The sequence below is a fragment of the Streptomyces kanamyceticus genome, from assembly GCF_008704495.1.
Classification (GTDB): Bacteria; Actinomycetota; Actinomycetes; order Streptomycetales; family Streptomycetaceae; genus Streptomyces; species Streptomyces kanamyceticus.
In genome coordinates, this window is record NZ_CP023699.1 from 3983993 (window position 1) to 4008275 (window position 24283).

The 24283-nt window shown below is 71.2% G+C and carries 22 protein-coding genes; 10 read left to right on the forward strand and 12 right to left on the reverse strand.

Annotated elements, in window-relative coordinates; translation table 11 throughout:
* From sdhA to CP970_RS16355, 4 genes are all read left to right on the forward strand, one after another.
* On the forward strand, positions 1-1755 hold the full coding sequence (gene sdhA, locus CP970_RS16340; RefSeq protein ID WP_055550385.1) for a succinate dehydrogenase flavoprotein subunit: 1755 nt from the start codon (positions 1-3) through the stop codon (positions 1753-1755).
* Positions 1755-2522, forward strand: coding sequence for a succinate dehydrogenase iron-sulfur subunit (locus tag CP970_RS16345; protein WP_055550383.1), 768 nt, complete (start codon positions 1755-1757; stop codon positions 2520-2522). Before sdhA ends, CP970_RS16345 begins: the two co-directional genes overlap by 1 nt.
* Positions 2523-2675: 153 nt before the next feature.
* On the forward strand, positions 2676-4706 hold the full coding sequence (locus CP970_RS16350) for a family 20 glycosylhydrolase (protein WP_055550380.1): 2031 nt from the start codon (positions 2676-2678) through the stop codon (positions 4704-4706).
* Between the two features lie 157 nt (positions 4707-4863).
* Positions 4864-5271 carry a VOC family protein gene (locus tag CP970_RS16355; protein WP_055550422.1) on the forward strand — a complete coding sequence of 136 codons (408 nt, stop codon included), beginning with the start codon at positions 4864-4866 and terminating at the stop codon, positions 5269-5271.
* A 208-nt stretch (positions 5272-5479) separates the two neighbouring features.
* Here the strand turns inward: CP970_RS16355 and CP970_RS16360 are convergent, their stop codons facing one another.
* Positions 5480-6025, reverse strand: coding sequence for a MarR family winged helix-turn-helix transcriptional regulator (locus tag CP970_RS16360; protein ID WP_150493468.1), 546 nt, complete (start codon positions 6023-6025; stop codon positions 5480-5482).
* Between the two features lie 71 nt (positions 6026-6096).
* Between CP970_RS16360 and CP970_RS16365 the strand changes: the two genes are divergently transcribed.
* Positions 6097-7368: an MFS transporter gene (locus CP970_RS16365; protein ID WP_055544389.1), complete on the forward strand. Its 1272-nt coding sequence runs from the start codon at positions 6097-6099 to the stop codon at positions 7366-7368.
* Between the two features lie 20 nt (positions 7369-7388).
* Here CP970_RS16365 and CP970_RS16370 read toward each other — a convergent pair whose 3' ends face one another.
* A complete protein-coding gene (locus CP970_RS16370; RefSeq protein WP_055544388.1) occupies positions 7389-9890 on the reverse strand; it encodes an MMPL family transporter in 2502 nt (833 codons plus the stop codon).
* A gap of 175 nt (positions 9891-10065) precedes the next feature.
* Here CP970_RS16370 and CP970_RS16375 point away from each other — a divergent pair, with 175 nt between their 5' ends.
* Entirely contained in the window at positions 10066-10788 is a 723-nt protein-coding gene (locus CP970_RS16375) for a response regulator transcription factor (protein ID WP_055544387.1), read from the forward strand.
* 77 nt (positions 10789-10865) lie between these two features.
* Complete coding sequence (locus CP970_RS16380; protein WP_150494800.1) at positions 10866-12317, forward strand: sensor histidine kinase; 1452 nt, start codon at positions 10866-10868, stop codon at positions 12315-12317.
* A 122-nt stretch (positions 12318-12439) separates the two neighbouring features.
* On the opposite strand, the gene CP970_RS16385 is transcribed toward CP970_RS16380, so the two are convergent.
* From CP970_RS16385 to CP970_RS44950, 3 genes are all read right to left on the reverse strand, one after another.
* Positions 12440-12838, reverse strand: coding sequence for an ATP-binding protein (locus CP970_RS16385; RefSeq protein WP_055556194.1), 399 nt, complete (start codon positions 12836-12838; stop codon positions 12440-12442).
* Positions 12839-13000: 162 nt separating this feature from the next.
* Positions 13001-14317: a metallophosphoesterase gene (locus CP970_RS16390; RefSeq protein ID WP_150494801.1), complete on the reverse strand. Its 1317-nt coding sequence runs from the start codon at positions 14315-14317 to the stop codon at positions 13001-13003.
* Between the two features lie 23 nt (positions 14318-14340).
* Positions 14341-14583 carry an SCO4848 family membrane protein gene (locus CP970_RS44950; RefSeq protein ID WP_055555558.1) on the reverse strand — a complete coding sequence of 81 codons (243 nt, stop codon included), beginning with the start codon at positions 14581-14583 and terminating at the stop codon, positions 14341-14343.
* A gap of 109 nt (positions 14584-14692) precedes the next feature.
* Between CP970_RS44950 and CP970_RS16400 the strand changes: the two genes are divergently transcribed.
* Entirely contained in the window at positions 14693-15955 is a 1263-nt protein-coding gene (locus CP970_RS16400; protein ID WP_055555555.1) for a D-alanyl-D-alanine carboxypeptidase family protein, read from the forward strand.
* Here CP970_RS16400 and CP970_RS16405 read toward each other — a convergent pair.
* The 4 genes from CP970_RS16405 to CP970_RS16420 are packed head-to-tail and all read right to left on the reverse strand — an operon-like array spanning position 15900 to position 18802.
* Positions 15900-16883 carry a YihY/virulence factor BrkB family protein gene (locus CP970_RS16405; RefSeq protein WP_055555553.1) on the reverse strand — a complete coding sequence of 328 codons (984 nt, stop codon included), beginning with the start codon at positions 16881-16883 and terminating at the stop codon, positions 15900-15902. The two genes, CP970_RS16400 and CP970_RS16405, sit on opposite strands and share 56 nt — an antisense overlap.
* Positions 16871-17335, reverse strand: a complete 465-nt coding sequence (locus tag CP970_RS16410; protein ID WP_055555551.1) for a GtrA family protein — start codon at positions 17333-17335, stop codon at positions 16871-16873. The genes CP970_RS16405 and CP970_RS16410 overlap by 13 nt, the downstream gene beginning before the upstream one ends.
* A 2-nt stretch (positions 17336-17337) precedes the next feature.
* Positions 17338-18291 (reverse strand): decaprenyl-phosphate phosphoribosyltransferase, encoded by a 954-nt coding sequence (locus CP970_RS16415; protein ID WP_055555549.1) that lies wholly within the window; start codon positions 18289-18291, stop codon positions 17338-17340.
* Complete coding sequence (locus CP970_RS16420; RefSeq protein WP_150493470.1) at positions 18284-18802, reverse strand: phosphatase PAP2 family protein; 519 nt, start codon at positions 18800-18802, stop codon at positions 18284-18286. The genes CP970_RS16415 and CP970_RS16420 overlap by 8 nt, the downstream gene beginning before the upstream one ends.
* Before the next feature lie 242 nt (positions 18803-19044).
* Between CP970_RS16420 and CP970_RS16425 the strand changes: the two genes are divergently transcribed.
* A complete protein-coding gene (locus CP970_RS16425; RefSeq protein ID WP_055549485.1) occupies positions 19045-20421 on the forward strand; it encodes an FAD-binding oxidoreductase in 1377 nt (458 codons plus the stop codon).
* A 13-nt stretch (positions 20422-20434) separates the two neighbouring features.
* Positions 20435-21190 (forward strand): decaprenylphospho-beta-D-erythro-pentofuranosid-2-ulose 2-reductase, encoded by a 756-nt coding sequence (locus CP970_RS16430; RefSeq protein WP_055549469.1) that lies wholly within the window; start codon positions 20435-20437, stop codon positions 21188-21190.
* A gap of 33 nt (positions 21191-21223) precedes the next feature.
* Here CP970_RS16430 and CP970_RS16435 read toward each other — a convergent pair whose 3' ends face one another.
* From CP970_RS16435 to trpS, 3 genes are all read right to left on the reverse strand, one after another.
* Positions 21224-22477, reverse strand: coding sequence for a hypothetical protein (locus CP970_RS16435; protein ID WP_150493472.1), 1254 nt, complete (start codon positions 22475-22477; stop codon positions 21224-21226).
* A gap of 39 nt (positions 22478-22516) precedes the next feature.
* Positions 22517-23098 carry a 2'-5' RNA ligase family protein gene (locus CP970_RS16440; RefSeq protein ID WP_055549473.1) on the reverse strand — a complete coding sequence of 194 codons (582 nt, stop codon included), beginning with the start codon at positions 23096-23098 and terminating at the stop codon, positions 22517-22519.
* A 101-nt stretch (positions 23099-23199) separates the two neighbouring features.
* Positions 23200-24213: a tryptophan--tRNA ligase gene (gene trpS, locus CP970_RS16445; RefSeq protein WP_055549487.1), complete on the reverse strand. Its 1014-nt coding sequence runs from the start codon at positions 24211-24213 to the stop codon at positions 23200-23202.
* Between the last annotated feature and the right edge of the window lie 70 nt (positions 24214-24283).

Genomic DNA, 24283 nt, shown 5'->3' on the forward strand with positions numbered 1-24283 from the left:
GTGAAGATTCACAAGTACGACACCGTCATCGTCGGCGCCGGTGGCGCGGGCATGCGCGCCGCCATCGAGTCGACGAAGCGCAGCCGCACCGCCGTGCTCACCAAGCTCTACCCCACCCGCTCCCACACGGGCGCGGCGCAGGGCGGCATGGCCGCCGCGCTCGCCAACGTGGAGGAGGACAACTGGGAGTGGCACACCTTCGACACGATCAAGGGCGGTGACTACCTGGTCGACCAGGACGCCGCCGAGATCCTGGCGAAGGAGGCCATCGACGCCGTCCTCGACCTGGAGAAGATGGGCCTGCCGTTCAACCGCACGCCGGACGGCACCATCGACCAGCGCCGCTTCGGCGGCCACTCCCGCAACCACGGCGAGGCGCCGGTCCGCCGGTCCTGCTACGCCGCGGACCGCACGGGCCACATGATCCTCCAGACCCTCTACCAGAACTGCGTCAAGGAGGGTGTGGAGTTCTTCAACGAGTTCTACGTCCTCGACCAGATCATCGTGGAGGAGGACGGGGTCAAGAAGAGCGCGGGCGTCGTCGCCTACGAGCTGGCGACCGGCGAGATCCACATCTTCCAGGCGAAGGCCGTGGTCTACGCGTCCGGCGGCACCGGCAAGTTCTTCAAGGTGACCTCGAACGCGCACACGCTCACCGGTGACGGCCAGGCGGCCTGCTACCGGCGCGGCCTGCCGCTGGAGGACATGGAGTTCTTCCAGTTCCACCCGACCGGCATCTGGCGCATGGGCATCCTTCTCACGGAGGGCGCCCGTGGTGAGGGCGGCATCCTCCGCAACAAGGACGGCGAGCGCTTCATGGAGAAGTACGCGCCGGTCATGAAGGACCTCGCGTCCCGTGACGTCGTGTCCCGCTCCATCTACACGGAGATCCGTGAGGGCCGCGGCTGCGGTCCCGAGGGCGACCACGTCTACCTCGACCTCACGCACCTCCCGCCGGAGCAGCTGGACGCCAAGCTCCCGGACATCACCGAGTTCGCGCGGACCTACCTCGGCATCGAGCCCTACACGGACCCGATCCCGATCCAGCCGACCGCGCACTACGCCATGGGCGGCATCCCGACGAACGTCGAGGGCGAGGTCCTCGCGGACAACTCGACCGTCGTCCCCGGCCTGTACGCCGCCGGTGAGGTCGCCTGCGTCTCCGTGCACGGCGCCAACCGCCTGGGCACGAACTCGCTCCTGGACATCAACGTCTTCGGCCGCCGCGCGGGCATCGCCGCCGCCGAGTACTCCGCCAAGAACGACTACGTCGAGCTTCCGGAGAACCCGGAGGAGCTGGTCGTCGGTCTCGTCGAGCAGCTGCGCGACGCCACGGGCACCGAGCGGGTCGCCGAGCTCCGCAAGGAGCTGCAGGAGACCATGGACGCCAACGTCATGGTGTTCCGCACGGAGCAGACGATCAAGACGGCGGTGGAGAAGATCGCGGAACTCCGCGCCCGCTACAAGAACGTCTCCATCCAGGACAAGGGCAAGCGGTTCAACACCGACCTCCTGGAGGCCATCGAGCTGGGCAACCTGCTCGACCTGGCCGAGGTCATGGCGCAGTCGGCCCTGGCCCGCAAGGAGTCCCGCGGCGGTCACTACCGCGAGGACTACCCGACCCGCGACGACGTCAACTTCATGCGCCACACCATGGCGTACCGCGAGGTCGCCGACGACGGCAAGGACTCGATCCGGCTCGACTACAAGCCGGTCGTCCAGACCCGCTACCAGCCGATGGAGCGTAAGTACTGATGGCTACCCCGACGATGGACAAGCTGGAGGCCCTCGAGGCCGACTCCACGTCCTCCCACCTGATCACGGTCACGTTCCGGATCCGCCGCTTCAACCCCGAGGTCTCGGCCGACGCCAGCTGGGAAGACTTCCAGCTGGAGATCGACCCGAAGGAGCGCGTCCTGGACGCCCTCCACAAGATCAAGTGGGACCTGGACGGCACGCTGACGTTCCGCCGCTCCTGCGCGCACGGCATCTGCGGCTCGGACGCCATGCGCATCAACGGCAAGAACCGCCTCGCCTGCAAGACCCTGATCAAGGACGTCAACCCGGCCAAGCCGGTCACGGTCGAGCCCATCAAGGGCCTGACGGTCCTGAAGGACCTGGTCGTCGACATGGACCCGTTCTTCCAGGCCTACCGCGACGTGATGCCGTTCCTGGTCACCAAGGGCAACGAGCCGACGCGCGAGCGTCTGCAGACGGCCGAGGACCGCGAGCGCTTCGACGACACGACCAAGTGCATCCTGTGCGCCGCGTGCACCTCGTCGTGCCCGGTGTTCTGGAACGACGGCCAGTACTTCGGCCCGGCCGCGATCGTCAACGCGCACCGCTTCATCTTCGACTCGCGCGACGAGGCGGGCGAGCAGCGCCTGGAGATCCTCAACGACAAGGACGGCGTGTGGCGCTGCCGCACGACGTTCAACTGCACGGACGCCTGCCCGCGCGGCATCGAGGTCACCAAGGCGATCCAGGAGGTCAAGCGCGCGCTGATCACGCGTCGCTTCTGATCGCCTCTTCGCTCGGACGACTTCGTGGGCCCCGCTCCTTGTGAGGAGCGGGGCCCACGGGCGTACATGGGCGTACACGGGCGTCGATAAGTCCAACCACCGGCCCCGGTACCCCCATGTACACGACAGCGGCTCTCCCGCACACTCCGGTGCATGCCTCGTCGTAGCTCCCGCTCCCTCGCCGTCAGGGCGGTTCTCGCCGTCACGCTCCTCGCCGGTGCGCTGGCGCTGCCGTCCGGCGCCGAGGCGGCTCCGAGCGGCGGCAGCGATCCAGCGCCCGTGACCGTGCCCACGCTGCGGAACTGGCAGGGCGCGAAGGGAACCTGGGAGCTGACCCGGGCCACCCGGATCGTCGTGGCGCGGGGCTCGGGGCAGGCCGCCCTGCGCCCCACCGCCGCCCTGCTCGCGGACGAACTCGCCGCGCAGGAGGGCATCCGGCCGAAGGTGGTGACGGGCAGCCCACGCCCGTACGACATCGTGCTGCGCATCGGCGGCGGCGAAGTGCCCGAGTCCGCCGAGGGGTACGCGCTGGCCGTCGGCGCCGACCTGCGCATCACGGCCCGCGAGCGCCAAGGAGTCTTCTACGGCACGCGTACGCTGCTCCAGGCCCTGCGCACCGCGCCGACCGCGCACACCGTGGCGCGCGGCACGGCGACCGACTGGCCCACCCACGCCTCGCGCGGCCAGATGCTCGACGTGGGCCGCAAGTACTTCCCCCTCGACTATCTGAAGCAGCAGATCCGCCAGTCGGCCTGGTACAAGCTGAACACCTTCCACCTGCACCTCTCGGACTGGAACGGCTACCGGATCGAGAGCGCGAAGCATCCCGGGATCGTCGCCGAACAGCACTACACCAAGGGGGAGTTGCGCGACCTGGAGGAGTACGCCGCGCGGTACGGCGTCACGATCGTCCCGGAGATCGACCTGCCGGGCCACGCCGTCGCGATCGGTGACGCCCGCCCCGACCTGGCGTTCGCCTGCGAGCCGATGGCGCGTCCGGACAACAGCTGGGAGGGCTCGGACCGCGGCCACTGGACGCTCGACTACACCAAGCCGGCCACCCGCGCGTTCGCCAAGGACCTGATCGCCGAGGTCGCGGAGATCTTCCCGCGCAGCCCCTACCTGCACATCGGCACGGACGAACTCCCGGGGACCGCCGCGCAGAACGCCTGCCCCGAACTCGTCGCGTACCAGAAGGAGAAGGGCTACCCGCACCCCGGCGACGTCCTCGTGGAGTACATCGACGAGCTGGACGCGGCGGTGCGTTCGCACGGCAAGACGACACAGATCTGGCAGTGGTGGGACTTCCAGCAGGAGACGAGCATCGACCCGGACAAGCGGATCGTCGTCAACGAGTGGCTGTCGGGCCCCGAGGGCCGTGCCGCGCAGGGCTATCAGGTGGCGGGCTCGCAGGACGGCCCGCTGTACGTCTCCCCCGGCTTCGGCGCCAAGCCGGGCAGCTACGGCTTCTTCGACGTACGCACGACCTACCGCGACTACCCCTTCACGACGGCGCCCGGCATCCAGGGCTACCGCGTGTCCCGCTGGTCCGACCACACCCAGACCTTCGCCGTCGGCTGGGTCGACCACTTCGCGCGCCGCCCGCTCGCCGTGGTCGCCGACCGCACCTGGGCGACCCCCGCGGGCTCCGACGTACGCCCCTTCCTCGACCGGTACGACCAGGTCGGTGACGCCGTGCCGGTGCGGGCGGCCGACCCCGGCGACCTCGCATCGCAGATCGGGGCGAACCCCGGGATGCTGCCGGGATCCGGCTTCACCGCCACCGCGACGAGCGAGGAGAGCGCGGGCGAGCCGGGCGGGGCGTCGCGCGCCGTCGACAACGACCCGTACACGCACTGGCACTCCGCCTACGGCGCCGCGCTCCCGCAGGAGTTGACCGTCGACCTCGGCGCCGAGCGGCGCATCGCGGGGATCCGCTACCTGCCGCGCCAGGACGGCGGCGTGAACGGGCTGGTCAAGGAGTACGAGGTGCGCGTGCCGGACGGCTCCGCCTCCGCCTGGCGGACCGTCGCCCACGGCGCCTTCCCCGCCGACCGCACGGAGTTCACCGTGCCGTTCGCGGCCACGAAGGCCCGGCGCGTGATGCTGCGCGTCCTGAGCGAGCACGGCGGCGAAGGGACGTACGCGGCGGTGGCGGAGCTGGATGTGGTGCGGGCGAGGTAGGGGGCGCCGAGGTAGCGGGGCATTGGAGTGGCTGGGGTGGCGGCGGGGGCCGTACGGCTCAAGAAACGCGCGCCCGCGGCGCGGTGCACGCGCGCCTGCGCCCCTGCGGCGCCCCTCGCCCTAGCCTGACGGAATGTCAGACAACCAGTCGGTCGGCCTGTCCGCTGACCAGTCCGCAGAGCTGCTCGGCTTCGACAACGTCCTGTTCCCCGTCGGCGACCTCGGCGAGGCCGTCGGGTTCTACGAGCGGGCCGGGTTCCCCGTCTCCTTCCGGCTCGACGAGCTCGGGCTCGCCATCTTGAAGGTGGGCAAGGAGACGCCCGGCGTCCTGCTGCGCAGGGAGGACGGCATCACCCCGCGTACGCCGCCGTGGCCCTCGCCCCGCGTATGGCTGGAGGTCAGGGACGCCCGCGCCAAGGGCCGCGCCCTCGCCGACGCGGGAATCCCCCTGCTCGCCCCGCCGTTCTCCGTCGCCACGGGGTGGACCGTGGAGATCGCCGACCCGTGGGGGAACGTCGTGGGATTCACGGACTACCTCAAGCGCCCGGAGCTGGCACGGACTTAGGGCCTGTCCGGCGGATCAGGGCGCGCTCGGGTGGCGCGCACCGTCCGGTGCGGGCGGGCGGGGTCTGGTGCGTGCGGCCGCAAGGCGGAGGAGGGCGGCAACGCAGTGGGGCCTCCCCTGCTCGAGCGAAGCCGAGAGCTTGGGGGAGCGCGTGCCAGACCCCGCGACAGCGCCATGATCCGCCGGACAGGCCCTGGGGGCGGGCCGGTCAGGAGCGGTCCCAGCCCGCCCCGCCGCCCTCCTCCGCCAGCACCATGATCCGGCGCAGCATGTCCGAGAGCTGGGCGCGCTCCTCCTTCGGGAGCACTCCGAACAGCCGGTCCTCCTCGTGGCCCACCACACCCATCGCGCCGAGCCAGGTCACCCTGCCCTGCTCCGTGAGCCCCACGTCGACCCTGCGGCGGTCCCTCTTGGAGGGCGTGCGGCGGATCAGGCCGCGGCGCTCCAGGCCGTCCAGGCGGCCGGTCACGGAGGCGGGTGCCAGGTCCAGGTCGGCGGCCAGTTCGGAGGGGGTCGCCGAACCGCCGCGGCCCGCCAGCTTGTGCAGGGTGTCGAACTCGTGGCGATCCAGGTCGAAGTCGGTCAGGGACTGCTCACGGACCCGGCGCAGGTGGACGGTCAGCTTCTTCATGCGCGTGACGGCGCCTTCGACGTCCGGGTCGAGGGTGGGCAGGACCGGGAGCCATCGCTCCAGGTGCCCGTCCGTCCAGTCCTGATCCCGGTGCCGGTCCCCGCTCTTCTTCGCATCCGCCATGGAGAGCAGCGTACTTCGGGTCCATATATTTCGTTGACGAATAGTTCGGAAACGAAATACAGTCCGCTCCCATGTCCCGGTTCCTGCCTCAACTCCTCCTGCCTCAACTCCTCTTGCGAAACCGTTCCTTCCGCCTCCTCTTCCTCGGCCGCTCCCTGTCCCTCGTCGGCGACGCCGTCATCCCGGCCGCGCTCACCCTCGCCGTGCTCCGCGCCACCGGGTCCACCTCCGACCTCGCCCTCGTCCTCGGCTGCGCGATGGGACCCCGGCTGCTCCTGCTGCCGCTCGGCGGTGTCGTCGGCGACCGGTTCGACGCCCGCACCGTCGCGCTCCTCACCGACGTCACACGCTGCGCGACACAGCTCTTCGTAGGCATCGAACTGCTCGGCGGGGATCCTCAGTTGTGGCACATCGCCGCCGCCTCGGCCGTCGGCGGGGCCGCGTCCGCCTTCTCCATGCCGACCCTGCCGCCGCTCATCACCGGCACCGTCGCCGAACAGGACAGGCTCGGCGCCAACTCACTGCTCGGCGTGGTCAAGAGCGGCACCGCCCTCGGCGGACCCGTGCTCGCCGGGCTGCTCGTCGCGTTCGCGGGCCCCGGCTGGGCCTTCGTCCTCGACGCCGCCTCCTTCGCCGTCAGCGCGTGCCTCCTGTCGGTGCTCCGCCTCCACCGCGCCGCCCCCGTGGAATCCGTCGGCCGGAGCTCCCTGCGCAAGGACCTCGTCGAGGGCTGGCAGGAGGTGCGCGGCCGCGACTGGTACTGGACGAGCCTGCTCGGCCACTCCGCGTGGAACGGGGCCGCGGCCGTCCTGATGACCCTCGGACCCGCCGTCGCCGTCGCGGAGTTGGGCGGCGAGGGGGTCTGGATCTGGCTCCTGGAGGTCGGCGCCGTCGGCCTCCTCCTCGGCTCCCTGCTCGCCGGGCGCGCCCGGCCCCGGCGTCCTGTGCTCATGGCCAACCTCGGGCTCTCGACGTACGCGCTGCCGCTCGCCCTGCTCGCCTGCCAGGCCCCGGCCCCGGCCGTCATCGCCGCCTACGGCCTGGCCCAGGCCGGTCTCGGCTTCCTCAGCCCCGTGTGGGACACCTCGGTACAGGCGGCGATACCGGCCGGGGCGCTGGCCCGCGTCACCTCGTACGACTGGCTGCTCTCGATGGCCGCGATGCCCCTGGGATACGTCCTGGCGCCCCTGGCGGCGGACGCCTGGGGGCCCGGGGTCCCCCTGGGGATCGCGGCCGTCCTGGTGGCCGTGGCGTGCGCGGGGACGGCGGCGGTGCCGGGGGTGCGCCGCTTCGCGCTCCCTGCACGCCCGGCGGAAGCTGAGGCGGACGGCGCCCTCGTCTGACAACGGACGGCGAACCAGGGTCAGTTCACGGCGTCCACCCCGTCCCCGGTCAGCGTCACGTCGTACGTCAGTGGCTCGTCACCGACCATCACGTGGCGGGCGCTGGATGCGTGTCCTGGGGCCGTGGCCGCGAGCAGGTGGGCGCCAGGCGCGGGGGCCGCGACGATGTACGAGCCGTCGGCCAGGGACGTGACGCGGTCCAGTTGGCGCCCGCCCTTGGAGAGCAGCGTGAGGATCGCGCCCTGGAGCGGTTCGCCGTCGGCGGTGCGGACGAAACCGTGCACCACCGACGCGCCCCTGGGTGCGTCCATCTGAGGCACGCGCGCGTGGGGCACGGTTTCGAGCGACGGACCCGGCACCGGCGCCGGGTCCGGCCCCGGGTCCGGCCCCGGGTCTGGCTCCGAGTCCGACTCGCGCGGCTCCACCGCCAGGTGCGGAAGCCGCTTCTCCAGACCCGCGGGCAGCCACCAGTTGGCGCGGCCGAGCAGATGCATCACGGCAGGGACCAGGGCCGTGCGCAGGATGAACGCGTCCAGGGCCACCGCCGCGGCGAGCCCGATGCCCGCCATGGCGCCCTCCAGGTCGCCGCTCAGCACGAACGCGGAGAACACACAGATCATGATCAGGGCCGCGCAGTTGATGACCCTGCTGGTCTCGGCGAGCCCCACCCGCACGGCACGGGCGTTGTCCTTGGTGTGCACCCACTCCTCGTGCATGCGGCTCACCAGGAACACCTGGTAGTCCATCGAGAGTCCGAAGAGCAGCGAGAGCATGATGACCGGCAGGAAGGCGGTGATGGGCCCCTCCTTGCCGATGCCGAGCAGTTCGGTCCCCCAGCCCCACTGGAAGATCGCGACGAGCACTCCGAAGGACGCGGCCGCCGCGATCAGGTTCATCAGGGCCGCGGTCAGCGGCACCACGAGGGAGCGGAAGGCGACCAGCAACAGCAGGAAGCCCAGCCCGATGATGGCTCCCACGAAGTAGGGCAGCCGGTCGGCGGTCACCGCGGCGAAGTCCTTGAACACCGCCGTCACCCCGCCCACGTGGGCCTCGACCCCCGCTTCGGGGATCACGTCGTCCCTGAGGCGGTCGATGAGCCGGTCGGTCTCCTCGGACTGGGGCGAGGTCGTGGGCACCACCTGGATGACCGAGATGCCGTCGGCGGGCGGCGCGGCGGCGACCCGCGCGACGCCTTCGGTGGCACGGATCCGCTCCACCAGGTCCCCGGTGGCCGCCTTGCCGGCCCGTTCGGCGACCACTTGGAGCGGCCCGTTGAAGCCGGGCCCGAATCCTTCGGCCAGCATGTCGTACGCCTGCCGGGTCGTCGTCGACTCCTGGTGGTTGCCCTGGTCGGTCGCGCCGAGCCGCAGCGAGAGCAGCGGCAGCGCGAGCACCGCCATCACCGCCACGGCGAGCAGCGCGATCGGCCGGGGCCTGCGCTGGACGTACGAGGACCAGCGCGCCGCGAGCCCGTTCGGCTCCTCCGACTCCGGCCCTGCAGCGGCGAGTGCGCGGCGCTGGCGGCGGCTGAGCACGCGCGGCCCGAGCAGGCCGAGGAGCGCGGGCAGCAGGGTGGTCGCGGCGAGGACGCTCAGGACCACGGTGAGGGACGCGGCGATGACCACGCCGTCCAGGAAGCGCATGTTCATCACGAGCATCCCGGCGAGCGCGATGCACACCGTGCCGCCCGCGAAGATGACCGCGCGCCCCGAGGTGTTCATCGCCCGCACCGCGGACTCCTCGGGCGCGAGCCCGCGCAGGATGCCGCGCCGGTGCCGCGTGACGATGAACAGGGCGTAGTCGATGCCGACGCCGAGACCGATCAACGAGCCGAGCAGCGGCGCCACTTCGGGGATGTCCGCGACGTGGCTGAGCAGCATCGTCGACAGCATGCCGAGGCCGACTCCGAAGACCGCGACGACGATGGGCAGCAGCATCGCGAAGAGCGCCCCGAAGGCCAGGAAGAGGACGATCGCGGCGGCGGCGATGCCGACCAGCTCGGCGGTGCCGGTGGGCGGCTCCTGGACGCGGGTGATCGCCTGGCCGCCCAGTTCGACCTGGAGGCCGTCCCGCCCGGCCGCCCGCGCGGTGTCCACCACGTCCTCGACCAGGGCCTTCGGCACGGCGTCCGCCTGCTTGCCGAAGGTCACCTCCGCGTAGGCGATCCGTCCGTCCTCGCTGATCTGCGCGGCGCCCGCCCGCTGGGACGCGTACGGACTCGCGACCTCGCCGACGCCCGCCATGCCCGCGATCCGCGTCAGCTCGGGCTCGATCCTGGACCGTACGTCCGCGTCCCGCACGGACCCCTCGGAGACCCGCCACACCACGGTGTCCGTGTCGCCCGAGCGCTCCGGGAACGCCTTGGTCATCAGGTCGTACGCCTGTTTGGAATCGGTGTCCGGCAGGGAGAAGACGTTCGAGTAGTCGGTGCCCGCCTGCGTACCGGCCGTACCCAGACCTAACAGTGCCCCCACCCACAGCACCAGGACCACCAGCCGGTGCCGCAGGCACCAGCGCGCCAATGCCGCCACGATGCGTTTCCCTTCGTCGCCTTGTCGTGTCCCCCGACGCCCTGTCGCTCCGGTGCCTCAGCATCGGCGGCGCGGCGGTTCGAACGGCACGGCGCGGCCATGATTCTCAAGCAACTCCAAGGCGTGTAAGGGCACTTCGTACCTCGGCCGCGCCGATACTGAAGGCATGAGCCACGCCGAAGACGCCCGTGGAACAGATGTCGGACGGACGCGCGACGCGACCGTCCTCGTCGTCGAGGACGAGCCGAGCATCGCGGACATCCTGGCCATCGCCCTGCGCTACCACCGCTTCGACGTGATGGTCGCGGCCACCGTGCGCGAGGCGCTCGAACACGCCGGGCGCACCCGGCCCGACGTGGCGCTGCTCGACGTGATGCTGCCGGACGGCGACGGCAGGGCGCTCGGCAGGGAACTGCGGGCGCGCCTGCCGGAGGTGGGGGTCGTCTTCCTGACCGCGCGGGACGCGCCCGCCGAGATCGTCGGCGCGCTCGGCTTCGGCGACGACTACATCACCAAGCCGTTCAACATCGACGAGGTGGTGGCCCGCATCGGCGCGGTCCTGCGCCGCACCAGAGCGCGCGACGTGCTCCCGGAGCGCCCGCCACTGCGCTACGGAGACCTGGAACTGGACGAGACGACGTACCTGGTGCGCCGCGCGGGCCGCACGGCGCAGCTCACCCCCACCGAGTACGCCCTGCTGCGCTTCCTGGTGCGCAACGGCGGCCGCGTCGTCTCCAAGGAGCAGCTCCTGCGCCACGTATGGAGCTACGAGCACACGGCGGAGTCGACCGTCGTGGAGACCTACATCAGCTATCTGCGGCGCAAACTGAACGCCATCGGGCCGCCGCTGATCACGACGCGGCGGGGCGTCGGATACGGGCTCGCGTGACGTCACGGGCCCGCGTGGCCGCACGGGGCGGGCGTCGCGGGCCTCGCGGGCGCCGCGGGCGCCGCGTGCGCCGTGGCATGCACTCGCTGCGGGCCCGGCTCACCCTCGTGAACGTGGCGCTCCTCGCCCTCGGCATCGTCGCCGCGGCGGCCGTGAGCCTCATGGGCATGCGCCACTACGTGCTCGCCAACGTGGACACGCAACTGGCCACGTCACGCGAGTCGTTGGAACGCATGGGATTCACCATGAAGCAGATCGAGTACCTCAGCGAACTCGGGGTGGCCCTGGACAAACTCTCCCCCGGCAGCGGGGACACGAAGGGACTCCCCAGCGCGGACAGCGTGTTCGTCGCGGTCGGCCCCGCCGGGAAGCCGCTGGCGATCGGCACCCTCGAACCGACGGCGCGCCAGCGCGCACTGGCCGACGCCGTCGACGACCCCGCCGCGCTGGCCGCCTCCGGAGACCCGCACGACGTCACCCTGGGCGGCACCCCCTACCGCGCGGTGGGCGCGCGCCTCAAGGACGGCACGACCGTCCTGCTGGCCACCTCTACGGAGAGCCTGCATTCCGGCATCAAGAAGGCCCTCAAACTCGACGCCGCCTTCGGAGTGGTCCTGTTGGGGCTCCTGGCCGTCCTGACGATGCTCGCCGCGCACCACCGCCTCCGCCCCCTGGAGGACATGGTGGAGACCGCGTCCGCGATCGCCGAGGGCGACCTGACGCGCCGCGTCCCCTCCCGCCCCGACGCGGTCACCGAGACCGAACAGCTGCGCGTGGCCCTCAACTCCATGCTCCACCAGGTCGAATCGGCCTTCGAGACCCGCGAACGCAGCGAGGACCGCCTGCGCCGCTTCGTCGCGGACGCCTCGCACGAGCTGCGTACGCCGCTGTCCGCGATCCGCGGCTACCTCCAGCTGTACGACAAGGGGATGCTGGCCGACCCGGAGGAGCGCACGCGCGCGTGGGGGCGCGTCAACGCCGAGACGGACCGGATGAGCCGCCTGGTCGACGAACTCCTGACCCTGGCCCGCTTGGACCAGCGCCCCGAACTGCGGCTGCGGGACGTCGACCTGAGCCGCCTCGTCCGGGAGGCGGCGGACGACTTGCGGGCCCAGGACCCCCTACGCCCGCTCACGGTCCACGCGGACGGCCCGCTCCTGGTCCGCGCCGACGAATCGGGCCTGCGCAAGGTACTCGGCAACCTCATCACCAACGTCCGCGTGCACACCCCGCCATCGACACCCGTCACGCTCGAAGCGGAGCGCACCGCCGGGTCCGTACGACTACGCGTCACGGACGAGGGCCCCGGCCTCACCCCCGAGGACGCCACAAGAATCTTCGACCGCTTCTTCCGCACGGGCGGGGGCGCGGGCAGCGGGTTGGGCCTGGCGATCGTACGGGCCGTAGTCACGGCACACGGCGGTGAGGTGGCGGTACGTACGGCGCCGGGGGCGGGGCTTGCGGTGGTGGTTACGTTGCCGGTGGGGGGTGAGGGGATTGGCGGGCCCCCCGCGCCGGGCCCCCTGTGACGAGGGCTTGCGCGAGCTGAGGCGGGGCGACACAAGCCGACGCGGGCCCGTGTAGTCGACGCAGGGCAACGCGGACGTCGGCGACGCGGCGCGAGCCCGTTCGCCCGGTGGGTGCCACCGGATCACCCCCGCACCAGCGCCCAGACCGTCTTGCCGTCGCCACCGCGCCGCCACACACCCCACGCGTCCGCGAGCGCGTCGAGAAGGCGCAGGCCGCGGCCGCCCTCGTCCTCCCAGCCACCCGAGCCGCGCGGCTCAGGCCCGGAGAGTCCCTCGTCGGACACCTCGATGAAGCACGCCCCGTCGGCGAGCACCGTCACCGCGACCTCGAAATCTCGCTCGGTGACGGGCCCGTGGAGGATCGCGTTCGTCGCGAGCTCCGACACGAGCAGCACGGTGTCGTCGAGCGCCCCCTTCCCCGGCGCCTGCCCCCAGGCCGACAAATGATCACGCACCCGGGTCCGGGCGAGCGGCACGGACGCCGGGTGCGGTGGCAGGCGGAAGACATCACGTCTCAACAATCCTGGTTCCCCCTCCGGCACAGCACGCGTCAAGAACCGCACAAACATCCGACACCAATGCTGCGCAGAGAGACCGCCCGGTGTCACCGCGTCACCCCAGGACTCGCCGATATCCGGCCAGATCCGACCAGTTTCAGCTCAACCACCCCCGAGGAGGGCACTTCAGACCCGGCGCGACGCCAACTCCACGACCGTGATGTCCGACGGCGCCCCGACCCGCACCGGCGGCCCCCACGCGCCCGCGCCACGGGTCACGTACAGCTGGGTGTCGCCGTACCGCTCCAGGCCCGCGAGCGTCGGATTGGCCAGGTCGGCGATGAGGTTGCCGGGCCACAGCTGGCCGCCGTGGGTGTGCCCCGAGAGCTGCAGGTCGACACCGTGCTCGACGGCGTCGTGGATGACGACGGGCTGGTGGGCGAGGAGCACGGAGGCCCGCGAGCGGTCCCGGTCGCCGAGCGCCTCGGCGAAGTCGGGCCCCTTCCCCTCGCTCTCGCCCGCCACGTCGTCGACCCCCGCGAGGTCGAAGCCGGGCAGCTCGGTGCGGGCGTTCCGCAGCGGCCGCAGCCCCAGCTCACGCACGTGCTCGACCCACTGCTCGGCCCCGGAGAAGTACTCGTGGTTGCCGGTGACGAAGAACGCGCCGTGCCGCGCCCGCAGCCCGGCGAGCGGCGCGGCGGCGGGCCGCAGGTCCTCGACGCTGCCGTCCACCAGGTCGCCCACGACGGCGATCAGATCGGGCTGCGTGGCGTTGATCGTGTCGACCACGCGCCGCGTGAAGTTCCTGCCGAGGATCGGCCCGAGGTGGATGTCACTGACCACGGCGATCCGGAACCCGTGCGCCGCGCGCGGCAGTTTGGCCAGCGGCACGGTGACCCGCTTCACCTTGGGGCCGCGCAGCACGCCGTACGCCCCGTAGCCGACGGTCCCCGCCGCGACGGCCGCGGCGGTCCCACCGACGACACGGGAGACGAAGAGCCGCCGCGAGGGAGCGGGGCGCGCGGCGGGCTTCTCTACGGGCTTCTCTACGGGCTTCTCTACGGGTTCCTCGACCGGCGCCTCGGAAGGGACCTCTACGGAGCGGGCCTCCTGGGAAACGGCCGCTCCGGAGGACACCTTCTCGGAGGGCACGTCCGCAGTGGGCGCAGTGGACGCAGTGGGCGCATCCGCGACAGCCGCACCACCCCGCTGCACCCACCCCCGCAACAGCACCCGCACCGCCTCCCCCACCACCAGCGCGAGCACCAGATAGAGGAAGAGCGCCATCCACAGGAAGCCCGGCCAGGCCAGGACCCGCTGGAGCCAGAACGGCGCACCGGCCCGCTCGGTCACCAGCGCCGCGACCATCACGACCGGCGCGGCCACGACGAGCACCGTCCCGACGTGCCGGACGAGGGACCCGGGAGTGGTGGTGTCCCGCACGAGGCGACGCCACACGTACCAGTGAAGTCCGGCGAAGGCCGCGAGGACGGCAAGGCCCATGAGGACCAGGAGAACGACCACGGCTATGACCTTGCGCGCAAGGCACGCACTCCACGGAACCCGATGACCCCAACCACCGTCCCCAAGACAAAGGAGACAACGGCGAGCGTCAGGTGCACCCAGAAGTACCCGGTCGGGTTGTCTGCGTCATCGAAGGCCAGCCCACTGCCGTCCTTCCACAGGTTCTTGACGAAAGTGATCCAGATGAACCAGCTCCACACCCCGAAGGCGAGCAGGAACCAGGAGACCGGGCGGCTGAGCTTCATACGTTCAGTATCGCGAGGCCTCTCTCCGCACCGCCGCCGGGGTGGGGAGGCCGGGACACAGCGCACCTCGGCGACGACTTCCACAGCGGCGCCCTGTACGTTCTCGTCCGTGCCTGCCTTGAAAAAGACCGCCTTCTTGGTCGCTTCCGCCGCATTGTTGTCCATGTCGACCGCGGCGCCCGCACTCGCGGACGGTAAGCCCGGAGGGGGCGACGACCAACCGAAGCCGCCCGGCAAGATGTCCACCGTCGGCGGCGCCCAGCTCGGCAAGCCCGGCACCCAGGTGCGGCTCAAGTCCGGCGCCCCCGTGCTGCCCAAGGACCTGACGGGACGCTCCTGGATCGTCTCGGACGCGGAGTCCGGCGAGGTGCTCGCCTCGCACAACGCGCACTGGCGGCTGCCCCCGGCGAGCACCCTCAAGATGCTCTTCGCAGATACGGTTCTGCCGAAGTTCCCCAAGACGCAGAAGCACAAGGTCGCGCTCTCCGACATGGCCGGCATCGGCGCGGGCAGCAGCATGGTCGGCATCAAGGAGAACGAGACGTACTCCGTCCACGACCTGTGGCTCGGCGTCTTCCTGAAGTCCGGCAACGACGCGGTGCACGTCCTGTCCGCGATGAACGACGGCGTCCCGCAGACCGTCAAGGACATGCAGAAGCACGCCGTGGACCTCCAGGCGCTCGACACGCACGTGGTCTCCCCCGACGGCTACGACGCCAAGGGCCAGGTCTCCTCCGCGTACGACCTGACGCTGTTCGCCCGCTCCGGACTGCAGAAGAAGGACTTCCGCGAGTACTGCGCGACCGCCACGGCCAAGTTCCCCGGCGAGACCAAGAAGGTCACCAAGGGCAAGGACAAGGGCAAGACCAAGCGCGAGTCCTTCGAGATCCAGAACACCAACCGGCTGCTCACCGGAGCCCCCGGCGTCAACCCCTACAAGGGCATCGCGGGCGTCAAGAACGGCTACACCACGAACGCGGGAAACACCTTCACCGGTGTTGCCGAACGGAACGGCAAGGTCCTCCTCGTCACCGTCATGAACCCCTCCTCCACCGAGACCCACGCGGTCTACAAGGAGACCGAGCGGCTCTTCGACTGGGGCTTCAAGGCCTCGGGCAAGGTCGACCCGGTGGGTGAGCTCGTCGCCCCGAAGGGCGCCTCCACCGGCGCGGGCAAGGGCGCTCCCGGCAGCGGCGGCGAGGGCTCCGGCACCGAGAACGCGGCCCACGCCTCCGACAACGGGTCGAACGGCATGGGCATCGCGCTCGGCGTGACGGGCGGCGTGCTCGCCGTGCTCGCCGCCGGTGTCTTCGTGATCAGGCGTCGGCTGCCGCTGCCGGGCCAGGCCGGTCGCCGCGCTCCGCGCGCCTGACACCGGCCTCTTCGGAGGCCGTCCCTTCGGAGGCCGTCTCTACGGAGGCGGCCTCTTCGGTTTCCGCCCCCTCCTTGTGGGAGGCCCGCCGCGTCGCCGTCCAGGCCGCGCAGAACAGCAGCAGCTTCGCCGTGAAGTTGATCCACAGGAGCAGCGCGACGGGCACTCCGAAGGCGCCGTACATGCTCTTGGCGGCAACGCCCTTCATATAGCCGCCGAGCAGCAGCTTGAGGAGCTCGAACCCGGCCGCGCCGATCAGCCCGGCGATGAAGAGGTCGCGCCGCTCCGGCTGTACTCCGGGCAGCAGCGTCAGGACGTAGAGCAGCAGCAGGAAGGCCGCGAGGACGGCGATCGCGAAGGCGAGGATCCTGAGCAGCAGCGCGCCCCAGCCCTGCTCGTCGATGCCGAGGAAGTCGGCGGTCCTGCCGACGGCGGTCGAGGCGAGCCCGGAGGCCGCGACGGAGGCGAGGCCCGCGCCGCCGAGCCCGATGAGCACCCCGGCGTCCTTGACCTTGCGCAGGACGGGGTTCTCCTCCTCGTCCGCCAGCTCCCAGACGGCCCGCAGGCACTCCCTTATCGAGCCGACCCAGCCGATGCCGGTGAAGAGCAGCAGGGCGCCCGCGACGAGACCGATGGTGCCCGCGTTGGCGACGAGCGCGTCCAGGTTCAGCTGGTCGGCGATCCCGGGGACCTGCTCGGAGATCTTGTCCTGCAGCTTGTCCTGCTGCTGTTTCGAGAGCGTCGCGGCGGCGACCGCGGCGGCGACGGTGAGCAGCGGGAAGAGCGCGAGGAAGCTGATGAACGTCATGGCCGCGGCGAGGCGGGCCCAGTGCACGCGGTCGAGCCGCTCGTAGGCGTGCCACGCGTGCGTGCGCATGGCCCGTTCGACGAGCGGCCCGATCACGGGCAGTTTTTTCAGCCAGTCCATGACGCCTCCCTGCTCACAGTCCTGCCCGATGTCCGGAAGACCAACGTCCGAGTACCCCAGAACCGCAGAACAGTGGCGAACGCCATACCGATGCCCGCTCCGGAGACGGTGTCCGCGCGCTGCGACGTGAAGCCGAGGCCGTAGTGGGACACGGCGATGCACAGGAGTTGCACCAGGGCTCCCGCGATGTTGACGGCGAAGAAGACCGCGTACTGCCGCAGCCGCGAGGCGTCGGCGGTCTCGCGCCGGTAGGTGCCGAGCGCGTTGCCCGCGTACGCGACCGAGCAGCCCGCCACGAAGGACAGTGCCTTGGCGGTCAGCGGGTCCATGCCGACGGGTCCGCGCAGCCAGACGAAGAGGCCGAGATCGGCGGCGTACGCGCAGATCCCCGCGGCGGCGAAGCCGAGCAGTTCGGGCCCCAGCGCCCGCAGCCGATCGCGTTGGGTTTTCACACTCACCAGTCCGTGACGGCGAGGCCGTACATGGCGAGCCACACCAGGCCGATGACGGCGAGCGCCCGGTCGCGCAGCACGACGTCCTCGGGCTCACCCGCCGTGCCCCGGTCGGCGAAGACGGCGTAGCGCAGGATCGCGAGGATGAACGCCGCCATGGACAGCTGGCGCCAGGGCAGCAGGCTGCCGTTGGCGGTACCGCCGCTCTCCATGGCCCACAGGCAGTACGCCAGGACGGCGACCCCTGCGGCCAGCTGCCACACGAAGCGCAGATAGCCGGTGGTGTACTCGGTCAGCAACGCGCGCGTGGCGCCGAGCTTTTCGGAGCTCCCTGCCATCTGCACGGCCTCCGAGTAGCGCTTGGCGGAGACCATGAAGAGCGCCCCGAAGCCCGTGGTGATCAGGAACCAGCGCGACAGCGGGATGCCGAGCGCGAGTCCGCCGATCATGGCGCGCATCAGGAAACCGGTCGTCACGATCGTCAGGTCGACGACCAGGACGTGCTTGAGGCTGACGCAGTAGGCGAGTTGCATCCCTACGTACGCGGCGAGGAGCGCGGCCGTCAGCGGGGTGCACAGCACCGCGGCGGTCACCGGGGCGAGCACCGCGAGCACTCCCCCGACGGCGTACGCGACGGGCACCGGCACCTGTCCTGCCGCGACCGGTCTGCGGCACTTGGTGGGGTGGGCGCGGTCCGCGTCGGCGTCGCGCGCGTCGTTGATCAGGTAGACGGCGGACGCGGCGGCGGTGAACAGCACGAAGACGATCGCGAGTTGGCTGAGCGCATGGCGTGAGAAGAGCTCGCCCGCGGCCGCGGGAGCCGCGACGACCAGCACGTTCTTCACCCACTGGCGGGGCCGCGCGGTCTTCAGGAGGCCGAGCGGCAGGCTGATGGGTCCCGGCCTCGGCGGCTGGGGCGGACGGGCGCGTTCCAGAGTGGCGGAACGTTCAGGCATGAGTGCGGCCTCCGTTCATCCAGGCGGCTCCCGCCCGCGCGGTCAGCGCCCCGAGCGCCGCGCCCGCGGCCACGTCCGTCGGGTAGTGCACGCCGACGACCATCCGGGACACGCACATGGCGGCGGCGAGCGGCGGGACGAGATGGGCGCCGACGGGGCCCAGGGCGCCGTACGCGACGGCGGCGGCCGCCGCCGAGGTGGCGTGCGAGCTGGGGAAGGAGTGGCGGCCCGAGGTGCGCACGAGGGGCACGACGCCGCGACTGTTGGGGCGCGGTCGGCGCACGACCTGCTTGACGCCCATGCTGACCAGGTGGGCGGCGACGGTCAGCGCCGTGCCGCGCAGCCACGCGCCGCGCCGCTCGCGGTCCACGTAGGCGCCGGTGAGTCCGGCGGCGATCCAGAGCGCGCCGTGCTCACCGCTCCAGGAGAGGGCGCGCGCGGCGGACGCCACGCGCGGATTCGCGCCGCAATCGCGCAGGGCCGCCAGCAACCGGTGGTCCATGTCGTGCATGTGGCCTCTTTTTCGAAGACATGTCGAGAGCTGGGCATATCGACTCTTCTAGGCAACGCACCAATATTTACGGCAATGTTGAGTGACACTCCATCAATCACCCATTTCGGTGAGGAGATGGATGATTAGGAGCAAAGTATCCCAGTATGGGCGATACGGTCGTTCGCATGCCTGCCGACTCCCCCACCGACTCCCTCGCCGCCCCCTCGACCGGCTCCCCCGCCGTCCCCGCGCCCGTGGTCATGTCGGACGCCGTGTCCGTCTCCGGCTGGGGCCGCACCGCCCCGACCACCGCCCGGCTCGTCAGGCCGCGCACCCAGGAGGAGGCCGTCGCCGCGGTGCGTGACTGCGGGGAGCGCGGCGGCATCCCCCGGGGCCTGGGCCGTGCCTACGGAGACGCGGCACAGAACGCGGGCGGCGCCGTCTTCGACATGACGGGCCTGGACCGGGTGCGCACCATCGACACCACCCGGGGGTCGGGCACCGACGCGCCAGGAGCCACGGTCGTGTGCGAGGCGGGGATCTCGCTGCACCGCCTGATGGAAGTCCTGCTCCCCCTCGGCTGGTTCGTGCCGGTGACCCCCGGGACCCGCTACGTGACGGTCGGCGGAGCCATCGGCGCCGACATCCACGGCAAGAACCACCACGTCTCGGGATCCTTCTCCCGGCACGTGCTCGCGATGGACCTGCTCACCGCCGACGGCACCGTCCACACGGTCACGCCCGGCACGCCCCTGTTCGACGCCACGGCGGGCGGCATGGGCCTGACCGGCATGATCCTTTCGGCGACCGTCCAACTGCAGCCGGTCGAGACGTCCTTGATGAGCGTCGACACGGAACGCGCCACGGACCTCGACGACTTGATGGCCCGCCTCGCCGCCACCGACCACCGCTACCGCTACTCGGTGGCCTGGATCGACCTCCTCGCGCGCGGCGCGGCCATGGGCCGCTCGGTCCTGACCCGCGGCGACCACGCACCCCTGGACGCGCTCCCGGCCCGGGCACGCGCGCGTAGAGCCCCACTGGCGTTCCGCCCCGGACAACTGCCCGCCGCCCCCTCGTTCGTACCGGAGGGGCTGCTCGGCAAGGCGTCGGTGGGCCTGTTCAACGAACTCTGGTACCGCAAGGCGCCCCGCTCCCGCACCGGCGAGCTGCAGAAGATCTCCACGTTCTTCCACCCCTTGGACGGCGTCCCGCACTGGAACCGCATCTACGGACGCGGCGGTTTCGTGCAGTACCAATTCGTCGTCGGATACGGCAAGGAGGAGGCCCTGCGCCGCATCGTGCGGCGCATCTCGGACCGCGGCTGCCCCTCCTTCCTCGCCGTACTCAAGCGCTTCGGAGAGGGCGATCCCGGCTGGCTGTCCTTCCCGATGCCCGGCTGGACCCTCGCCCTCGACATCCCGGCGAACCTGCCGGGACTCGGCTCCTTCCTCGACGAACTCGACGAGGAGGTGGCCGCCGCCGAAGGGCGCGTCTATCTCGCCAAGGACTCGCGGCTGCGGCCCGAGACGCTCGCCGCGATGTATCCGCGGCTCGACGACTTCCGCGCTCTGCGGGCCGATCTCGACCCGCGCGGCGTGTTCCGCTCGGACCTCTCCCGCCGCCTCGACCTCTAGGAGACCGGTACTCATGAAAGACGCCTTCGGCACCCCTCAGTCCCTGCTCGTCCTCGGCGGCACCTCCGAGATCGGCCTGGCCACCGCGCGCCGCCTCGTGGCACGCCGCACCCGCACCGTATGGCTGGCCGGGCGTCCTTCGGCGGACCTGGAGAAGGCCGCGGCCGCACTGCGCGACATGGGCGCGGACGTGCGCACCGTTGCCTTCGACGCCCTCGACCCCGAGTCCCACGAGGAGTCCCTCGGCAAGATCTTCACCGAGGGCGACATCGACATGGTGCTGCTCGCCTTCGGGATCCTCGGCGACCAGGCGCGCGACGAGGACGAGCCGCTCTCCGCGGTGCGCGTCGCACAGACCAACTACACCGGCGCGATCTCGGCGGGCCTGGTCTGCGCGCGGGCGCTGCAGTCGCAGGGACACGGCTCCCTGGTGGTGCTCTCCTCGGTGGCGGGCGAGCGGGCCCGCCGCTCGAACTTCATCTACGGCTCCAGCAAGGCGGGCCTCGACGCCTTCGCCCAGGGCCTCGGCGACGCGCTGCACGGCACCGGGGTGCACGTGATGGTCGTCCGCCCCGGCTTCGTGCGGTCGAAGATGACGGCGGGCCTGGAGGAGGCGCCCATGGCGACCACCCCGGACGCGGTGGCGGAGGCCATCGAGACGGGCCTGCGGCGACGCTCGGAGACGGTGTGGGTGCCCGGGGCGCTGCGGGTCGTCATGTCGGCGCTGCGGCACGCACCGAGGCCCTTGTTCCGACGGCTGCCGGTCTAGGCGACGGGTGCCGGTCAGGCGACGGCTGCGGGTCTAGTCGCCCCGAGGGGGCTCGTACGTGGCGACGGCGGGCAGGAGCAGCGGGCCGCCGCTCTGCAACACGTAGACCTTGCCCACGCCGACGAACTTCCGCGTCCCCGGCACCGGCACGATCGGGTCGAGCCAGAGCTGCTGCTTGCCCTTGGCCGTGACCTTGCCCTCCACGGGCAGACGCGGCCAGGACACCTTGGTGCAGCGGCCCTCAGGCGAGCGGTAACGGCCTACTCCGAAGAGGAGCCCTCCATCGGCGCCGTGCGTGACGATGCTCCTGGTGAGACACGGATCCCGGTCGGCGCCCCTCCGCTCGTGCCACCGGGAGCCGTCCCAGCGCAGCAGGACGTCTTCGATCGGGGGCTCCTGATCGACCTCTCCGTGGTTGAAGTCGTGCGAGCCGTTCGCCCACACCTCCTTCGGAGAGACCACTTCCACGTCGTCGAGGAAGGCTCCCGCCTCGGGCGGAACGGGGTCGGGGAAGCGGTAGGTCGGCGTCGGCGTGAGCTTCCAGGAGGCGCCGTCCCAGTGCATCGCGGCGGGCTGGCTGAGCTCGCGGCCCTCGCCGCCCACTCCGGGGCCGCTGTCGCGGAAGCCGACCGCCCACAGACCGTCGCGCGCCGTGCCGCCGAGCGCCGTGGCGTGTGCGGGCAGCTCATGGGAGCTCCAGCGGCCGCCGTCCCAGTGGTACGCCTGCTGCTGGCCGTTCAGCACCCATACGTCGTCGGGGGCGAGGACCTTGGCGTCGGTGACCGCGCCCGGCGGGCGCTGCACGCGCTGCCAGCCGCTGCCGTCCCAGCGGGCCACGCCCACCGCGTCGTCCTTGCCGGAGCCGAAGAGCCACACGTCGTCCGGACCCGAGGAGTCGAGCCGAGGGTGAAAGATGTTCCCGTCGAGTTCGGCGGGCGCCTTCTGCCGCCGCCAATCGCCGCCTTCGTAGTGCAGCAGATACTGGGCGTCCGGGTCGTCCATCATGCCGTTGCGCAGCTCGTAGCCCGCCGCCCAGATGTCGTCGGCGGACGTCGCGGTGACGGCGGTCAGCTCACCCTTGCCCGCCTTGTCCACATACTTCAGGGACCACGATCCGCCCTTGGCGGACGCGGCGGCACCCGTCGAGGAGCCGCTGCCGGTGTCCTTGGGATCCGCGTGATCGGAGCCGCAGCCCACGGCGGTCAGGGCCAGCGCGGCGAGCACCACGGAGACACGCCACCCGCGCGTGGTGTTCGTGACGGCACGAGCTGACGCGGTTCTGCGCATGGATCCCCCCGGAACACGATCTGCCGGGGGCGACCCCCGTCAGCGAGCGGGCAGCGTACCCCGGGCCGCCGGGGCCTGGGCCTGAGGGGGCACTACAGGGCCGCCGAAAACGAACTCGCGCAGCTTGCGCCAGATGCCGTCGGAGCCCTGCTCGTACAGGGCGAACCCGGTGCAGGGCCACTCGGCCTCGTACTCCGAGAGCTCCTGATAGGCCCGGTCCATCGCCTCTTCGGAGATGCTGTGCGCCACCGTGACATGCGGGTGGTAGGGGAACTGGAGCTCGCGCTCCATCGGTCCCGAGGCGTCCCGCACCCGCTCCTGCAGCCAGGAGCAGGCCGAGCCGCCCGCGACGACCTGCACGAAGACGACGGGCGAGAGCGGCCGGAAGGTGCCCGTCCCCGAAAGCCGCATCGGGAAGGGCCGCCCGGCCGCCGCGACCGAATCCAGATGCGCCTCAACCGCGGGCAGCGCGGACGCGTCCACCTCAGTGGGCGGGAGGAGGGTCACGTGCGTGGGGATGCCGTGCGCCGCGGGGTCCCCGAAGCCCGCGCGCCGCTCCTGGAGCAGGCTGCCGTGTGGCTCCGGGACCGCGATCGACACACCGATCGTTACGGTCCCCACGTCGTACTCCTGTCGTCGTATTGGTGGGCAGGGGGCGCTGCTGGGCAGCGCGGGTGCGGCTGTCGTGCTCGGTCCGGGCTGTGTGCTCGGTCCTGTGGGGCTCAGTGCTTGGCGGGCAGGAAGCCCACCTTGTCGTACGCCTGCGCGAGCGTCTCCGCGGCGACGGCACGTGCCTTCTCCGCGCCCTTGGCCAGGATCGAGTCGAGCGTCTCCGGGTCGTCCAGGTAGGCCTGGGTGCGGTCCCGGAACGGGGTCACGAACTCGACCATGACCTCGGCGAGGTCGGTCTTGAGCGCACCGTAGCCCTTGCCGACGTACTTCTGCTCCAGTTCCGCGATACCGGTACCGGTGAGCGTGGAGTAGATGGAGAGGAGGTTGCTGACACCCGGCTTCTCCGCCGTGTCGTAGCGGATCACCGTGTCGGTGTCGGTGACGGCGCTCTTGACCTTCTTGGCCGTGGCCTTGGGCTCGTCGAGGAGGTTGATCAGGCCCTTCGGCGTGGACGCCGACTTGCTCATCTTGATCGACGGGTCCTGGAGGTCGTAGATCTTCGCCGTCTCCTTGAGGATGTACGCGGAGGGGACGGTGAACGTCTCGCCGAAGCGGCCGTTGAAACGCTCGGCGAGGTCACGGGTGAGTTCGATGTGCTGGCGCTGGTCCTCGCCGACCGGGACCTCGTTGGCCTGGTAGAGCAGGATGTCCGCGACCTGGAGGACCGGGTACGTGAAGAGGCCCACCGAGGCGCGGTCGGCGCCCTGCTTGGCGGACTTGTCCTTGAACTGCGTCATGCGCGATGCCTCGCCGAAGCCGGTGAGGCAGTTCATGACCCAGGCGAGCTGCGCGTGCTCGGGCACGTGGCTCTGGACGAAGAGCGTGCAGCGCTCCGGGTCGAGACCGGCGGCGAGCAGCTGGGCGGCGGCGAGCCGGGTGTTGGCGCGCAGCTCCGCGGGATCCTGCGGAACCGTGATCGCGTGCAGGTCCACCACCATGTAAAAGGCGTCGTGGGACTCCTGAAGGGCTACCCACTGGCGGACCGCGCCGAGGTAGTTGCCGAGGTGGAACGAGCCTGCGGTGGGCTGGATTCCGGAAAGCACACGGGGTCGGTCTGAGGCCATGCGGCCCATTCTCTCAGGTGACTCTCATAGCTCGGAAACAGGTGTGTGACGGGTGGGAACCGATCGCGTC

Excerpts from the sequence above, each read along its gene's own strand:
- CP970_RS16390 (WP_150494801.1), bottom strand. The coding sequence starts at position 14,317 with ATGGGCCTTGCCGTCCTCGCGGCCTTCGCCGGACTTCACTGGTACGTG.
- CP970_RS16405 (WP_055555553.1), bottom strand. The coding sequence starts at position 16,883 with ATGGACTGGCTGAAAAAACTGCCCGTGATCGGGCCGCTCGTCGAACGG.
- CP970_RS44950 (WP_055555558.1), bottom strand. The coding sequence starts at position 14,583 with ATGAAGCTCAGCCGCCCGGTCTCCTGGTTCCTGCTCGCCTTCGGGGTG.
- CP970_RS16415 (WP_055555549.1), bottom strand. The coding sequence starts at position 18,291 with ATGCCTGAACGTTCCGCCACTCTGGAACGCGCCCGTCCGCCCCAGCCG.
- CP970_RS16360 (WP_150493468.1), bottom strand. The coding sequence starts at position 6,025 with ATGGCGGATGCGAAGAAGAGCGGGGACCGGCACCGGGATCAGGACTGG.
- CP970_RS16375 (WP_055544387.1), top strand. The coding sequence starts at position 10,066 with ATGAGCCACGCCGAAGACGCCCGTGGAACAGATGTCGGACGGACGCGC.
- CP970_RS16380 (WP_150494800.1), top strand. The coding sequence starts at position 10,866 with ATGCACTCGCTGCGGGCCCGGCTCACCCTCGTGAACGTGGCGCTCCTC.
- CP970_RS16350 (WP_055550380.1), top strand. The coding sequence starts at position 2,676 with ATGCCTCGTCGTAGCTCCCGCTCCCTCGCCGTCAGGGCGGTTCTCGCC.
- trpS (WP_055549487.1), bottom strand. The coding sequence starts at position 24,213 with ATGGCCTCAGACCGACCCCGTGTGCTTTCCGGAATCCAGCCCACCGCA.
- CP970_RS16435 (WP_150493472.1), bottom strand. The coding sequence starts at position 22,477 with ATGCGCAGAACCGCGTCAGCTCGTGCCGTCACGAACACCACGCGCGGG.
- CP970_RS16365 (WP_055544389.1), top strand. The coding sequence starts at position 6,097 with ATGTCCCGGTTCCTGCCTCAACTCCTCCTGCCTCAACTCCTCTTGCGA.
- CP970_RS16345 (WP_055550383.1), top strand. The coding sequence starts at position 1,755 with ATGGCTACCCCGACGATGGACAAGCTGGAGGCCCTCGAGGCCGACTCC.
- CP970_RS16425 (WP_055549485.1), top strand. The coding sequence starts at position 19,045 with ATGTCGGACGCCGTGTCCGTCTCCGGCTGGGGCCGCACCGCCCCGACC.
- CP970_RS16420 (WP_150493470.1), bottom strand. The coding sequence starts at position 18,802 with ATGCACGACATGGACCACCGGTTGCTGGCGGCCCTGCGCGATTGCGGC.
- CP970_RS16430 (WP_055549469.1), top strand. The coding sequence starts at position 20,435 with ATGAAAGACGCCTTCGGCACCCCTCAGTCCCTGCTCGTCCTCGGCGGC.